The sequence below is a fragment of the Longicatena caecimuris genome (genome assembly GCF_004341945.1).
Taxonomy (GTDB): Bacteria; Bacillota_I; Bacilli_A; order Erysipelotrichales; family Erysipelotrichaceae; genus Longicatena; species Longicatena caecimuris.
In genome coordinates this window covers 30568-46512 of record NZ_SMBP01000016.1, presented here as the reverse complement: position 1 = coordinate 46512, position 15945 = coordinate 30568, and the positions used below count along the sequence as shown (strand labels likewise).

The 15945-nt window shown below is 38.2% G+C and carries 14 protein-coding genes; 6 read left to right on the top strand and 8 right to left on the bottom strand.

Annotation, left to right across the window (positions count from 1 at the left end):
* Positions 1-191: 191 nt before the first annotated feature.
* The 6 genes from EDD61_RS09690 to EDD61_RS09665 all read right to left on the bottom strand — a co-directional run bounded on the left by EDD61_RS09690 (position 192) and on the right by EDD61_RS09665 (position 6619).
* The gene (locus tag EDD61_RS09690) at positions 192-1748 is read right to left on the bottom strand and encodes an acyl CoA:acetate/3-ketoacid CoA transferase (RefSeq protein ID WP_008688786.1); all 1557 of its coding nucleotides are present in this window, start codon (positions 1746-1748) and stop codon (positions 192-194) included.
* A gap of 82 nt (positions 1749-1830) precedes the next feature.
* On the bottom strand, positions 1831-2610 hold the full coding sequence (locus tag EDD61_RS09685) for an enoyl-CoA hydratase-related protein (RefSeq protein WP_008688787.1): 780 nt from the start codon (positions 2608-2610) through the stop codon (positions 1831-1833).
* Between the two features lie 91 nt (positions 2611-2701).
* Positions 2702-3541: a 3-hydroxyacyl-CoA dehydrogenase family protein gene (locus EDD61_RS09680; RefSeq protein ID WP_008688788.1), complete on the bottom strand. Its 840-nt coding sequence runs from the start codon at positions 3539-3541 to the stop codon at positions 2702-2704.
* Between the two features lie 87 nt (positions 3542-3628).
* On the bottom strand, positions 3629-4657 hold the full coding sequence (locus EDD61_RS09675) for an electron transfer flavoprotein subunit alpha/FixB family protein (protein ID WP_132225182.1): 1029 nt from the start codon (positions 4655-4657) through the stop codon (positions 3629-3631).
* 12 nt (positions 4658-4669) lie between these two features.
* Positions 4670-5458, bottom strand: a complete 789-nt coding sequence (locus EDD61_RS09670) for an electron transfer flavoprotein subunit beta/FixA family protein (protein WP_008688790.1) — start codon at positions 5456-5458, stop codon at positions 4670-4672.
* 21 nt (positions 5459-5479) lie between these two features.
* Positions 5480-6619, bottom strand: a complete 1140-nt coding sequence (locus tag EDD61_RS09665; RefSeq protein ID WP_008688791.1) for an acyl-CoA dehydrogenase — start codon at positions 6617-6619, stop codon at positions 5480-5482.
* A gap of 575 nt (positions 6620-7194) precedes the next feature.
* Between EDD61_RS09665 and EDD61_RS09660 the strand changes: the two genes are divergently transcribed.
* The 4 genes from EDD61_RS09660 to EDD61_RS09645 all read left to right on the top strand — a co-directional run bounded on the left by EDD61_RS09660 (position 7195) and on the right by EDD61_RS09645 (position 11497).
* Positions 7195-8400 (top strand): acetyl-CoA C-acetyltransferase, encoded by a 1206-nt coding sequence (locus EDD61_RS09660; RefSeq protein WP_026006713.1) that lies wholly within the window; start codon positions 7195-7197, stop codon positions 8398-8400.
* Positions 8401-8698: 298 nt separating this feature from the next.
* Entirely contained in the window at positions 8699-9088 is a 390-nt protein-coding gene (locus EDD61_RS09655) for a DUF6323 family protein (protein WP_008688793.1), read from the top strand.
* Positions 9085-10350 carry a DUF6179 domain-containing protein gene (locus tag EDD61_RS09650; protein ID WP_132225180.1) on the top strand — a complete coding sequence of 422 codons (1266 nt, stop codon included), beginning with the start codon at positions 9085-9087 and terminating at the stop codon, positions 10348-10350. The genes EDD61_RS09655 and EDD61_RS09650 overlap by 4 nt, the downstream gene beginning before the upstream one ends.
* Before the next feature lie 88 nt (positions 10351-10438).
* Positions 10439-11497, top strand: a complete 1059-nt coding sequence (locus EDD61_RS09645) for a lysylphosphatidylglycerol synthase transmembrane domain-containing protein (RefSeq protein WP_132225178.1) — start codon at positions 10439-10441, stop codon at positions 11495-11497.
* Positions 11498-11665: 168 nt separating this feature from the next.
* Here the strand turns inward: EDD61_RS09645 and EDD61_RS09640 are convergent, their stop codons facing one another.
* A complete protein-coding gene (locus EDD61_RS09640) occupies positions 11666-12937 on the bottom strand; it encodes an L-cysteine desulfidase family protein (RefSeq protein ID WP_132225176.1) in 1272 nt (423 codons plus the stop codon).
* A 108-nt stretch (positions 12938-13045) separates the two neighbouring features.
* On the opposite strand from EDD61_RS09640, the gene EDD61_RS09635 reads away from it, so the two are divergent.
* Positions 13046-13933, top strand: coding sequence for a LysR family transcriptional regulator (locus tag EDD61_RS09635; protein ID WP_132225174.1), 888 nt, complete (start codon positions 13046-13048; stop codon positions 13931-13933).
* 68 nt (positions 13934-14001) lie between these two features.
* On the opposite strand, the gene EDD61_RS09630 is transcribed toward EDD61_RS09635, so the two are convergent.
* A complete protein-coding gene (locus EDD61_RS09630; RefSeq protein ID WP_132225172.1) occupies positions 14002-14922 on the bottom strand; it encodes an alpha/beta hydrolase in 921 nt (306 codons plus the stop codon).
* A 159-nt stretch (positions 14923-15081) separates the two neighbouring features.
* On the opposite strand from EDD61_RS09630, the gene EDD61_RS09625 reads away from it, so the two are divergent.
* Positions 15082-15747 carry a phosphatase PAP2 family protein gene (locus EDD61_RS09625; protein WP_132225170.1) on the top strand — a complete coding sequence of 222 codons (666 nt, stop codon included), beginning with the start codon at positions 15082-15084 and terminating at the stop codon, positions 15745-15747.
* The last annotated feature ends 198 nt before the right edge of the window (positions 15748-15945 follow it).

The window sequence follows — 15945 nt, the reverse complement described above, 5'->3', positions numbered from 1 at the left end:
ACGATCAATCTCTATGACCAATGGTCTACACTCACCGTATGATAAGATTCTCTATATCAACATGATTCTTTCATGTGATATGCTTTATATTGCATATTCAGTATAACAAAATAATAAATTATGAATAGTAATATGGAAAAATCGGTAGAAAAATGGAAAAAGGTGCAACAAGAGCACCTTTCTGAATTTCTTTAATCTTTTTTCAGACCCATGATTTCATCTTTGAATAGACGTGCATCCATAAGTTTCAGATCTTTAGCAATCGTAGGTTTGAATTCCATATGCGCCAATACATCTTTTTCCAAATCAACTCCAGGAGCGATTTCCGTTAAGGTTAAAACACCGTCTAGCAATTCAAAGACAGCACGTTCTGTAATGTACACAACCTTTTGTCCAGTATCTTTTGCATACTCTGCAGAGAAAGTAATCTGTTCCACATTTTCTTTAAATTTCTTAATGCGTCCTTCCTGCAGAATCTTTAATTCACCATTTTCCACAGCTACCTTTAATCCACCGGCTGTAAAAGTACCACAGTATACAACTACCGGAGATGTCTGCGTAATATTGATGAAACCACCGCATCCGGCAATCTTTGGTCCAAAGCGAGATACGTTGATATTGCCATCTTTATCACATTCCGCAAGACCTAAGAATGCCTGTCCTAAGCCACCGCCATCATAGAAGTCAAACTGATATGGCTGATCGATGATTGCATCTGGATTCGTACAAGTACCAAACGCCGTACCAGCATTTGGTACACCGCCAATACCACCGGCTTCTACTGTTAGTTTCAATCCTGGTAATCCTTCTTCATTTGCGACATTGGCGATTCCTTCCGGCATACCAATACCTAAATTAATAACACATTCAGGATCTAACTCCATTGCTGCACGACGGCAGATGACTTTACGTTCATTTAAAGCCATAGGAGGAATAGAATCCACCGGCACTTTAATTTCACCGCTTAATGCAGGATTATATTGTTCTGCATACGTCTGCATATGATTCTCAGGACGAGAAACTACGATGCCATCAACATAAATACCAGGAATCTTTACCTTACGTGGATCTAAGGTTCCATTTTGCACAACTTTTTCTACCTGTAGTAAAACAATACCACCGGAATTTTTCGCAGCCTGTGCAATTGAAAGGGAATCCAAGGTTGCCGCTTCTTTCTCCATCGTTGCATTTCCATCTTCATCACAATATGTCGCACGAATCAAGGCAACATTCAATGGGAAAGACTTATAAAGCAGCCATTCTTCTCCATGCAGATTTACCAATTCTACTAAGTCATCTTTTGAGCGTTCATTCATCTTAGCCCCTTCGATACGAGGGTCAACGAATGTCTTTAAACCAATCTTTGTGAAGGTACCAGGACGATGTCCAGCAATATCACGGAACATCAAAGAAATCGTACCTAAAGGTAAGTTATACCCTTCTACCTTATTTTCAAATACCAACTTCTGTAGCTTAGGAATCAATCCCCAATGACCACCAATGATACGTTTTAACAAACCTTCATGTCCCAACTTATTCAAGCCAAGCTTATCTGTTCCATCACCGATACCGGCGGAGAACATGATGGTAAGATCACGTGGATGACCACTTTTTAGAAAAGCTTCTTCAATTCCTACAGAAAATTCCTGAGGATGACCGCAGCCGATAAAACCACCGATACCGATATTGGCACCATCTGGAATCATGGAAACTGCCTGTTCAAGACTAATAACTTTACTCAACTTCATAACCTCCTTTGTATCTCTCATGGTTTTACTTTACCACAAGGAAAAGCGTATACCAAGAGATACGCTTTTTGAAGATGCATTATTATTTGTTAGAGAATGTTTTTTCTTTTACTTTTTCCAAGAAACAAGTCATACCATATGTCTGATCTTCAGTAGCGAAGCAGTTAGAGAATTCTTCCACTTCAATAGCGATACCACCATCGATATCCGTCTGTAAACCATTATTGATAGCTTTCTTAGAATTTGCAACAGCGATTGGTGCATTTGCGGCAATACCTTTCGCCATCTTCATTGCTGTAGCCATCAATTCTTCAGCAGGAACAATTTTGTTTACCAAACCGATTTCAGCAGCACGAGGAGCTTTGATATTTCTTGCTGTATAAATCATTTCTTTGGCAATGCCAACGCCAACGATACGTGCTAAACGCTGTGTACCACCAAAGCCTGGAGTAATACCCAAACCAACTTCTGGCTGACCGAAAACAGCATTTTCGCTTGCTAAACGAATGTCACAGCTCATAGCCAATTCACAGCCACCACCAAGAGCAAAGCCATTCACTGCCGCAATAACTGGACAACGGAAAGCTTCGATGCGACGGAATACTTCATTACCGAATTTACCGTAAGCAGCAGCTTCTTCAACGTTCTTTTCTTTCATTTCCGCGATATCAGCACCTGCAACGAAAGATTTTTCACCAGCACCTGTGATGATTAACGCATAAACATCTTTGTTAGCTTCAACTTCATTTAAAGCTTCATTCAATTCAGTTAATACCTGTGTACTTAATGCATTCAATGCTTTTGGACGATTAATGGTAATGGTAGCCACATGTCCTTCATAGTTTACTAAAATAGTTTCCATGTTTATATCCTCGCTTTCTTAAAAAAGTGAATCCACAATTTCAATGGATATAGAAATTATAGATTCACTCGCTTTATCATACGTTTCGAACTTATTTTGTATAGTCGTAGAATCCTACACCAGTCTTCTGACCCAATTTGCCTCCACGTACCATTTTTCTCAACAGTGTACAGCAACGATATTTAGAATCGTGAGTTTCATTGAACAATACGTCCATGATAGCTACTACGATATCCAAACCGATCAAGTCACCTAAAGCTAAAGGTCCCATAGGATGATTAGCTCCCAGTTTCATAGCAGTATCGATATCTTCTACAGAAGCAATGCCTTCCTGCAGGATCGTAGCTGCTTCATTGATCATAGGAATCAAGATACGGTTAACAACGAATCCAGGACCTTCTGCAACTTCAACAGGAGTCTTTCCTAAAGATTTAGAAATTTCGATGATAGCCTCTTTTGTTTCTACTGGAGTATTGATACCAGAGATAACTTCAACCAGTTTCATACGATCTGCTGGGTTGAAGAAATGCATACCGATTACTGGGTGTTTGATACCTTTTGCAATTTCTGTTACTGATAAAGAAGATGTGTTTGTACCAAAGATACAAGATTCTTTACAGATTTCATCCAATGTAGAGAACAGTTCTTTCTTTGTTTCCATGATTTCCAGAACAGCTTCTACTACTAAGTCGCAATCAGCTAAATCTTTGTATTCGCCAGCCTTCAGGTTACCTTTGATTTCAGCAGCTTTATCAGCTGTCATTTTTTCTCTGGTTACCAATTTGTCTAACTTTTTACCGATCTTGTCGATTCCGCCCTGTGCCCATTCAAGCTTAATGTCACATACAGTTACATCATAACCATTTGTAGCAAATGCGTTTGCAATGCCCTGGCCCATTGTTCCAGCGCCGATTACACCAACTTTTTTCATGTTCATTATCTCCTTTTTACCTTTTTTATCTCATATAACAGAGGGGATAGAAATATTTTCCTATCCACCTTCTGCGTATGATTTTAATTATGCTTTTTTCGCAGCGATGATTTCTTCTTTCAGAAGAGGTAAGATTTCTTTTACATCACCGATGAAGCCCATGTTTGCGATAGAGAAGATTTCAGCCTGTGGATCACGGTTGATAGCGATGATCATATCTGATTTTTCCATACCGGCAACATGCTGACAAGCACCAGAAATACCACATGCGATGTACAGAGAAGGACGTACGGTCTTACCCGTCTGGCCTACCTGAATGTCTTTTGATGCAAAACCATCATCAACAACGGCACGGCTAGCACACATTGCACCGCCTAATTCTTCTGCAACTGCTTCTACCATGTCTAAGCAATCTTCAGCACCACGACCGGCACCTACTAAGATATCGCATTTTGTAATATCGATACCTTCCACAACCTTAGCAATCACTTCTTTAACAACAACTTTTGCGTCAGTGTCTTTGAAGTCAGGTGTAAAGGCAACAACTTCACCAGTTCTTGTAGTATCTACTGGATCCATGCTGAATACGTTTGGACGAATCGTTGCCATCTGTGGACGAGTGTCTGGGCAAACGATTGTACCAAACAGGTTACCACCGAAAGTAGGACGTGTAACTAACAGCAATGCTTCACCATCCGCAACTTTTTCTTGATCGATTTCAATCTTTGTAGCATCAGCAGTCAAACCTGCATTCAAACGAGCAGCAACTCTTGGAGCTAAGTCACGGCCTAATACCGTAGCACCAGTTAAGAAACTGTCTGGTTTATATGTTTCGATAATCTGTGTTAATGTATCAGCATAGAATTGTGTAGAGTAGCCTTCCAGTAATTCATGATCTGCAACGATTACTTTATCAGCACCATGTGCGATAACATCGTTTGCTTTATCCGTTACGTTGTGTCCTAACAGAACACCAACAACCTGGAATCCCATCTGAGGAATTGATGCTACCAATTTTCTAGCTTCAGAAATTAATTCGTATCCGACGTTGGCAATTTCACCATTTCTCTGTTCAACGAATACGTAAATATCTTTGTATCCTTCAAATTTAGCCATTGTTTTCTCCTCCTATTTCGTAATGATCTGCTTTTCTTTCAGTGTTTTAGCAATCAGTTTTGCTGCATCAGCTGCTGGCATATCGTAAGTTTCCGTTTCAGCCGTAACATCTTTTGTAAATGTATGGTGAACCTTAGTAGGAGAACCTGCCAAACCTACTTTTTCAGCAGGGATATCCAAATCAGCAAAGGTCATGATCTTCACTTCTTTGCTGAAGGAATCAACGATATCATTACAGTTCATGTAACGAGGAGTGTTCATTCCACTTAATGTTGTTAACAGACATGGAAGCTTAGCTTCAATAATTTCTTCAGTATCTTCTAATGACTTACGAACTGTAACACTCTTATCATTTACTTCCATGATCTTATCCACGTAAGTAACCTGAGGAATATCCAGACGTTCTGCTGTCTGAGGACCAACCTGTGCAGTATCACCATCAATTGCCTGACGTCCGCCGATGATCAAGTCATAACCAACTTTTTCAATGGCAGCAGCCAATGTACTAGAAGTAGCACATGTATCCGCACCGGCAAAAGCACGGTCAGTAATCAAAATACATTCATCAACACCACGGCCATACAGTTCTTTCAGCATGCCGCTTGCCTGAGGAGGTCCCATAGAGATAACCGTTACATGAGCACCTGTTGCCTCTTTAATTTTCAATGCTTCTTCAACACCAGCTAAATCATCTGGGTTGATGATACTTGGTACACCAGCACGAATCAGAGTACCTGTTACCTTATCGACACGGATTTCAGTTGAATCCGGTACCTGTTTTACAAGAACGATAATTTTCATGATCTTCTTCCTTTCCTTTTATTATTTCAACATCTGTCCAGAAATAACCATACGCTGTACTTCAGAAGTACCTTCGTAGATTTCCGTAATTTTTGCATCACGGAACATTCTTTCTACTGGATAATCACGTGTATAACCATATCCACCCATCAGCTGGATTGCTTTTGTCGTAACTTCCATGGCAACTTCAGCAGCAAATAATTTTGCTTCAGCAGCTAAGTATGTGTAAGGCTGTCCGTTTTCTTTAGCCATCGCAGCCTGATAAACTAACAGACGAGCTGCATCTGTTTTTACCTGCATATCAGCCAACTGGAACTGTGTGTTCTGGAATTTAGAAATAGGGCGACCGAACTGTTTACGTGATTTCACATAAGGAACAACTTCATCAATTGCACCCTGAGCAATACCTAATGCCTGTGCAGCGATACCGATACGTCCGCCATCCAGTGTCATCATGGCAATCTTGAAGCCTTTACCTTCTTGACCTAACAGCTGATCTTTGCTTAAACGCACATTGTTAAAGATCAATTCACTAGTAGCACTACCACGAATACCTAATTTCTTTTCGTGCTGTCCTACTGTAAATCCTGGCATACCTTTTTCTACGATAAAGGCAGAAATACCATGTGTTCCCTTAGACTTGTCAGTCATCGCAAAGATTACATATACATCAGCTTCACCAGCGTTTGTAATAAAGATCTTTGTACCATTTAAGATATAATCATCGCCATCTTTTACAGCAGTTGTCTGCTGACCAGCAGCATCCGTACCGGCATTTGGTTCTGTTAAACCGAAAGCAGCCAGTTTCTTACCTGTACATAAATCAGGCAGATAACGGTTTTTCTGTTCTTCTGTACCAAATGCAAAAATTGGCCAAGTTCCCAGAGAAGTATGGGCAGATAATACAACACCTGTAGTACCACATTTCTTGCTCAGTTCTTCAACTGCCAGAATGTAGCTCAGGTAATCTGCACCTGCTCCGCCGTATTCTCTTGGGAATGGAATACCGAGCATTTTGCACTCTCTCATTTTTTCAACGTTTTCACGTGGGAAACGTTCGTCTTCGTCGACTTCTGCTGCAAGAGGTTTGACATCTTTTTCAGCAAACTCAGCGAATAGTTTCTTCATCATTTTGTGTTGTTCTGTTAACATGAAGTCCATAAGTGTTCTCCTCTCCTTGAATGTTCTTGAACTAATAGGATTCTTACATGCGCCTATATATAAATAATGTATATAACAGGCGGTATCCCGGCGTTTCGGGAGCCATAATCCATATATAATTTTATCCCTCTTTTTTCCTTTCGTCAACACAATTGTTAAAATTTTAACAAGTTTTAACAGAAACAAAAAACCCGTTTCATTAGCACCCTTTCTTCCTGTATTATCCTTACCTTTCCTGCTTACCATCCCTTTCTATTCATGAAAAGAAAAAATCTTGTATAAGTAGGTCATATCCTTGGCTCTTGATGTACACTTTAGTTAAATGCTTATGCTTTGAATCTAATCTTTTTTGGGAATTCTTAGTATTGTAGTCAAGATGCATCAAAATGATAACGTTTCCTCCTACTTATAAAGGGACAACATCCTAAACTTACAACACCCAAAAGTATGCATACAGAACTTATTAATTTTTTCACAAGCTGTTGACATCTGTATCCTTTTTCGGTATCATATTCATGTATGAAGTTAGTATTCATATCAAGAAAGGTTTCGAAAAAGAAAGACAGGTAGAGAAAATGAAAAAAACTTATGTTGTTAGCGCTAAACGTAGTGCAATCGGTAGTTTTCTGGGTTCTTTAACAACAGTTAAACCAGTTGATTTAGGTGCTACTGTTGTCAAAGCATTACTGGAAGACGCACACGTTGCCCCTGAAAATGTTGATGAACTGCTGTGTGGTAACGTATTAAGTGCAGGATTGGGGCAGAACATCGGCCGTCAGGTTGCATTGGCTGCTGGTATTCCTGAATCTGTTTGTTCACATTCCGTTAACATGGTATGTGGTTCCGGTTTACGTACCGTAATGGAAGGTGTTATGTCTATCCAGACTGGCTTCAATGATATCGTTGTTGCTGGTGGTGTAGAAAGCATGTCAGGTGCTCCTTACCTAATTCCTGCAAACACTCGTACAGGAAACAAAATGGGAGATTTCAAATGTACGGACCATATGATCTACGACGCATTAACTGATGCTATGAATGGTATTCACATGGGTGTTACCGCAGAAAATATTGCGAAAAAATATAACATCACTCGTGAAATGCAAGATGAATTCGGTTATGCATCTCAACAGAAAGCAATAGCTGCTGTTGATAGCGGACGTTTCAAAGATGAAATCGTTCCAGTAGAAGTAAAACTGAGAAAAGAAACTGTGATCTTTGATACTGACGAACATCCTAACCGTAAATCTACTCCTGAAAAAATGGCAAAACTTCGCCCAGCTTTCATTAAAGATGGTACTGTAACAGCTGCTAATGCATCTGGTATCAATGATGGTGCAAGCTTTGTATTATTAGCTAGTGAAGATGCTGTAGCAAAATATAACTTAACACCAATTTGTGAAGTTATCGGTATCGGCCAAGGTGGTGTAGATCCATTGACTATGGGCTTAGGTCCTACTCCAGCAATTCGTCATGCATTGAACTATGCAGGTCTGAAACTGCAGGATATTGAATTAGTCGAACTGAATGAAGCATTCGCAGCACAGAGTTTAGGTGTTATCCATGAATTAGTGGAAGAACACGGTATCGATCGCGAAGAATTCATGAACAAGACAAACGTAAATGGTGGTGCCATTGCACTGGGTCATCCAGTAGGTGCATCTGGTAACCGTATCTTAGTAACATTGATCCACGAAATGATCAAACGTGATGCAAAAGTTGGTTTAGCATCTCTGTGTATCGGTGGCGGACAGGGTACTGCTGTTATCGTAAAACGTCCTTAAGAAATAACGCAAAACATCGGTGTATTTACCGATGTTTTTTTTGTATGTACTTCTATCATACGTTCGTATGATTAAATACTGTATTGAGACTTGTTTATGCCCTTTCTTCAATCCCTGTATCTGCTCTTTTCATCCCGATAAAATAAAAAAATGATGTTTCAACACCATCGACATATAGTTTAAAGATTTTTTTCTCTTATTTGTATTCATATAATACCATAAATTCATCATTTTTTCAAGACTATACCTCGCTTCCTATTTGTGATAAAACTCTTTACATGAAAGGAAGTGATCATCGATGCATACGACATCTCAAGCTTTATCCGTCAATCAAACGCTCAATCAACAACTTCAATCTTATGGATACCATCTGCGTGCAGAAGATATGACAGCCTTAAAACAAAGTGTGCAGCATGCTTGTAGCGCTTTTGACTTGGTAGAGAGTGACTATCACATCTTATATGAGCTGATAAAAGCGCTGGCTGCCTCCCCTTATGCAGATGCAACACGATATTTACCCATGCTTCATGATGCCATATTTTCCTATTATCAATTACGCTCTTTGTTTTCCTGGCAAGTGAATGATGCCACCATACTGCATACCCTGCTTACCTTTCATATGCAATATGGAACATTTGATAAAGTCCTTATAAAACGGTGCTGCAAACAGCTAAAAATACGAAAATGAGCTCTAACATACAAACACAAAAAAAGAGCAGCGACCAGCAACAAGAGCGTCTGGAGTTACTTAAACATTTGATTCAGCTTTATACACACCATAACAGTAGCTGTGTTCCTCGTCACGTAGCAAACGATATGCTTATCAGCATTACTTATATAGCTCATCATGCCACAGGTGATGCATCTTTAAAAAAACGTTATGTTCATGGTTTACAACAGTTAGAGCTTTTATGCCATGCTTGCAAACACCGCTTAGCAAAAGTCCAGCTCTATGCCGAATGGTACCCAAATGAACGTCTGCGTTATCTCCTTACCGATTTTTTTCCAACCTATCTCAAACGTTTATCATCGCCTTATGCTCCTTTGTTGTATGCTTTTGAAAAAGAAGATATCGATTATCCATTGCTAGATGGTTTGCCTTTGGAGCATGCAATGTATCATTTACAGGGAATTGATTTAATTTCTCATTATCTGGAACAACTATCTTATGAAGTAGCCTTTCTGAAACCTTTTTATCAAGAACTTCCGATGATTTATAAGCTTTATCAAATGCAGCGACACGTTTCTTTGTTTGAACTAAATCAGAATCTGGTGGAAGTCTTATTGCCTCAAGTATTGTTACATGTATACCTGAAACAATCTTATGGAGTTCAGCTGGATGCTGCTGCTCTTGATGCTTTTAATAAAAGGTTATCCATAATGCGACCACAGGAGCTTTTGCAACAAATGTATCTAAGCTTACAGCCATATCTTGACGAGGATGTATATGCGTATGTGTATGCCTATTTTCCTATTCTAAAACAACGACTGCAAAACGATATGGAAAACCATGCAGAACTTTTTATTTTTGAGGATAACACGCCAAAACAATATACCTTACAAGTAATGACCGCTTGTTTAAATAGTGAATTCACACACCATCAAGAAGTCTTATCTGCTATGACTTCGACTACTGAAAAAATACATTATTTTCGAACGCATTTGCATAATTTCCAAGATATGATCGAGATTTGGGATAGTTATATCTTTTCTTTGGAAGAATTAACGGTATTATTTCAATCGTATACTCCTATGGATTTCGCCATCTTCTTGCGCCATCATTATGCTGAGCAATTTGTCTTTACCGCTTCGGTAACACTTGATGAACTTTTGCTGTTGCCAGTAAGTGCAGATTGGGAAGAAGCTTTACATATGGTCCTATCAACATTGTCGAAAAAACAACAGCATATTCTTGAACAATGGATGAATTCTATCAAATTACAATACTGAACAATTGCCTGTTATTGTCTAAAGAATCGTTATATTACTAGCTCTTATTATGAAAAAGGTGTATCCTAATGAAAAAAGAGGAAGTACTATGAAGAAACATCAGCAAGTTATAAAAATTCTGATCTTGACTCTATTTGTCATCAGCATGTTGTATCTTACTTTAAAAGATGATTTGCAAGATATTTTACAATTACTGCAAAACCTCGATTTCTACCATTCACTCTTACTGATCACGGTAAGTTTTATTACTTGCATATTAGGCGGTGTCATCATTGGTATGTTAGGACATAAAGCACAAGATGATTATCGTTTATACAATGGCATTTCTAATGGTCTTGTTTCTTTGTTTCTGATGAATGTCAGTGCCTCTGCGTTTGCTAAAGCAGCACAAATGGTCATGTTCAAGATGAAAAAACTTAAAGCAGATGTTGCTTGCTCTATCTTGGTCATGGATCAGCTGCTTTATCAGATATCTTATTTATTACTTGCTGCATTCGCCATCGCTATCAATTATGATTTTTTGGTGAATCAGTTTATGAAAGAAATCCCCTTTGCCTTTATCGGTTTTCTGATTGGTTTTATACCGCTCATAGCTGTATCGCTGCTTTTCTTTTGGCCCTTTTTGCAGCATCTTCTCATACAGATATTGCTCTGGTTTATGAAAAAGCTAAACCTTCATGTTACGACTGCTTCAATCGAAATAAAACTGGAACGATTTTGCAAATCTTTACAAGCAGTGAATATTTTATATGTACAAGATCGAAAACTGCTATTGCGCATCCATCTAGTAAATACATTACGTTTAATACTACGCCATTCGCTGCCTATCTTAATCGCAATTGCCTTGCATATAGAAGTCAGTCTATATGATATCCCCTTGTTTTTCAGTGCCTCTTTCTTTGTCGATCTCATTTTATCTTCCTTGCCAATCTACGGCAAACACGGTGTAGCAGAAACAACATTTGCACTCATCTTTACTCCTATCGTTGGTAAAGTCAATGCAGCTGCTATGATGTTGTTATGGCGAGTTATCACCTTTTATACCAACACCATTCTGTGTGGTATTTATACGATAGTCACTCCCGATATTAATATTCAGGAACTAAAAGCGCAAAAAGCCATAACAAAAGAATCAGATAAAAGATAAGTTATAGAAAAGAAAAGTCTCTATAATATAAGTACCCTGCTGGCTTTAATCCGTGTTCCTTATTTTTAAAAGACTTTTCCTTTATGAAATCTTTAGCACATAGAAAATAATATATGTATCCCATATACCATCGTGCTTATGATCGTCTAATGTAGTATGTAATATGCCCTATGATATGGATTGAATCATCAAACGGATAATTTCATCATCGCATTCTTTCATGCCATCGCGTGCTAGTTGACCGATGCCTTCCATGGTCTTTTCGATAGAGTCACCCACAATGCCCTCTCCGCGATAAAATTGTTTTCCTTCTTTATACATTGCATACCCTAGGATTCCGGCATCTACTGCTGAAGCTATCTTCGCAGCACAGCTTGGTTTAGCTCCATCACAAAGCATTCCACTCGTAATTGCCAAAGCATTTACGATCGTATGACAAATATGCTCATAATCACCACCACGTAAATATGTAATACCAGCTCCAGCACCAGCTCCGGCACTGACAGCACCGCAATAAGCCGATAAACGCCCAATAAATTGTTTTTGATAAAGCGTTGTCAGATTACTTATGATCAAGGCACGCATCAATTGTTCATGTGAGCTATGCAATTCCTTAGCATAAACCAAAACAGGTAAAGAAGCAGTCATTCCCTGATTTCCACTCCCTGAATTGATGATGACCGGAAGTTCACAGCCACTCATACGCGCATCACTGCCAGCTGCCGCCATTGCTCTAGCTTTAACCTCTACCGCAGTTCCATATGTATGTAATAATACATTTCCAATACCTGCCCCATAATTCCCCCGCAAACCTTCATTGGCAATAGCCTCATTATACGCAATTTGACGTTCTAAGATTTCTTCTACATCTTTAACATCAACTGACATTGCGAAATCATAGATTTGTTTCATCTGTAAAGAATAACCGGTTTCTTGTTGCAGTTCATCTTCTTTTTGATAAATAATTGCTTCATCATGTTTGATGAGAACAACATTCGCATGTGTATTACGTATATGTACAAGTGCATGATGTTCCTCGCTAAATACCTTTACAATAAGTTCCAAAGCACAGCCACTCTGGATACGATGAAGCTGCATATCTACAGTATCCAGAAATTTTTCCATTTTTTGAATATCCTCTGTTTTGACCTTAGAAATTACCTGTAATTTTTTATCTGGATCTCCGGCGCAAATACCGATGGCTGCTGCCGCTAAGATGCCCTTTCGTCCATTGGTATTTGGTACTGTTACACTTTTAACATTTTTGATGATATTGCCACTTGCATATATTTCAACATGTTTCACATCTTCCTGTAAAGTTTTTTGGGCAAGTGCTGCCGCATAAGCGATTGCTATTGGCTCTGTACATCCCATGGCCGGTACCAATTCTGTTTTTAGAATATTAATATATTTTTGATACATACTGTCTTCTTTTCGCATATCCCTACTCCTTGTTGACTTTCCTATATACTTAGTATATCATGTCTTTACATATAGTAATAATTTATATATTTTATACTTCAATTAAATATTTTTTATGGAGGACATATGGAATTCAAGCATCTTAAGACCTTTGTAACAGCCGCACAATTAGAAAGCTTTTCAAAAGCAGCGCAAGCTCTAGGCTACACACAAGCAGCGATAACAATTCAGATACAACAACTGGAAGAAGAATTGCAAACCCATTTATTTGAACGTTTTCCTCGTCACGTATCTTTAACAGCCCAAGGAGAATTATTTCTGCTCCATGCCAATGAAATCTTGCAAGCAAAAGATGCTGCCTGCAACGCCATGAAAACGCAAACACAGCTCACCGGAACATTACGTATAGGAATGATAGAGAGTATTTGCTCTTCTATATTTCCTGTCATCTGTAAATTGTTTCATGAACACTATCCCGGTGTTTCCTTACGTATTGAAACAGCTTCGATCGATCAATTACTGGATTATATGAATCATAATCAGGTTGATTTGGTATATTTAATGGATCAACAGCTGCAAGATGGGGCATGGATCAAAGTTTTAGAATATCCATCTGATGTTTTATTTGTTGCCCGTTACGATCATCCCTTATGTCAAAAGAAAACAATAACCTTAGCTGATATCTTATCAGAAAAATTAATGCTTACGGAACAAGATGCCAGTTATCGCTATGCTTTGCAGCAACAGGCTGCCCGAATGGGACTAACCGTAAAACCATTTTTAGAAATCGGCAATACTGCCTTTCTTGTAGATATGGTAAAACAAGGCCTCGCAATCTCCTTTCTTCCCCGCTTTAGTGTAGAAGAGGAATTACAGAAAGGTGTTTTAAAAATACTGACGCCACACGATTATCATCTTCAGGTATGGCAACAGGTGTTTTATCATCGTAATAAGTGGCTAACATCACAGATGCAGGCAATGATTCAAACAATAGAAGAAGTAATTAAAAATTAAAAGCTTTTTATGAGTTACTTGGATGATGCAAGTTAAAGACAAGTAAGCCCTCATAAAAAGCTTTTATGCTATGGAAGAAATTGAATCTTATTTAAAAATGATACTACCTCTTCCCAATAAAGATGTGGTTCTAATAAAGAACTATTGGCATGTCTTCCCTTTGGTAAACGTACAACATGATGCAAAGTAGGACAACTTTTTGCTAATTGTTCCATCATCGTAATGGGAATAAAATTATCACGTTCGCCATGCAGAAACAGCATAGGAACCTTTGCCTGTGCCACATGATCCATAGGACATGCCTGTTTTAATGTATAACCGGCTTTTGCTCTTAAACATAAAGATAAACAAAAAAGCGGTATACAAGGCGGTACGTGAGGCAACATTTTTCTTAATTGATGGGTTAACTGTTCGCGTAAAGAAGTAAAACCACAATCTTCGATGATGACTTTAACACATCCATTGGTTTCATCAGCACACATCATGACACTGGCAGCTCCCATACTTACACCATATAAAGCAATATCGGTAGCGTGATATTGCTGTGTTAAGTATTTGCACCATGCGTGAATATCTAAATGATCCAATGCTCCAAAACCAATGACAGTTCCTTCACTTTTCCCATGCCCACGCAAATCAATCAATAACACGGAACATCCCATATCATAAAAGCGTTTCGCTGCCGGTATAAGATCTTTTTTGCACCCCATATATCCATGCACCAAAACGACCCATTTTGTTTTGTGATTTCTGATGATTGTTCCTTGTAACGTTAAATCATCATGACTTTTGATTTGTACATCAATATGTGAAACTTCTTGCTCAAACCATAGATCTTCTGGTTTCTTTTTCCTATGTGAAGCATTTTGGATAATATCAGATTTATCACTCTTTGCATCAAATGCCCGTTGGAAAAAATATCTACCTAAACAATAGGCAGCTACCAACAATATCATCATTATGCCACATCCGATCCACAACCAAAGCATTTCATACATTCCTTTCTTATATTCTCTATGAAATATTTTAACATGAATTGACAAATTGAAAAACAAAATCGTAAAAACAAATGACCTATGATCTATTTTAGTGTATTGTAATCTTAGATAAATTTTTATATAATAAACACATTACGAAGGAGGTATTTCATGATGCGATCCATCAAAAGTTGGCTACATGATCATCCTTATTCCTATGCCCTTTTTTATTTTATTCCATATCTGATAATCTTTGAACTCTTAGAAACTTTTGTCGTTCCGAAATATTATATTCACTGTTTTATCGATGATATGATTCCTTTTCATGAAAGCTTCGTCATTCCTTATTTTACCTGGTTTCCTTTATTAGCAATATCGCTTGGTTATTTTCTTTTTCATTCACGAAAAGAATTTCTTGAGCTTTGTTTTATGATGTTTACCGGTATGAGCATTTGTCTGTTTATTTATATGATTTTACCCAATGGATTAGATTTACGTGTAAATATCACACATACAAATTGGTTAGCAGACATCGCACGATTACTACAACAAATAGATACACCGACCAATGTTTGTCCTTCCATCCATGTCGCAAGCACGATAGCAATCTGTTTTGTCGTCTGTCGCAGCCATCTGTTTCAGCATCCTTTTCTTGTGAAAAGTGCTTGCCTTATAATAAGCGTATTCATTTGTATTTCTACCATGGTATTAAAACAACATAGTTTTATTGATGTTATCTTAGGCTTCGCCTTAAGCAGTTTATTATACTATGTCACCTATCATACAAATTGGCAAAAATACTTTATGAAAACCCCCTTACGCATCCTATTCTCATAGATAAGAACAACAATCGAAAACGATCAAGTTTTCGACCTCTTACATCATCGTACGTAAAAACGTATACGACGGTTGAATTCATACAAAACTATGCTTTCATTGCTACTGGTCTAGTAACGATACTCGATCTCTTTTCTTCAAGGTTTTATTAACGTCCCTACAGTGGTCTTTTCACCACCTAATTCTATCCCATGTGTC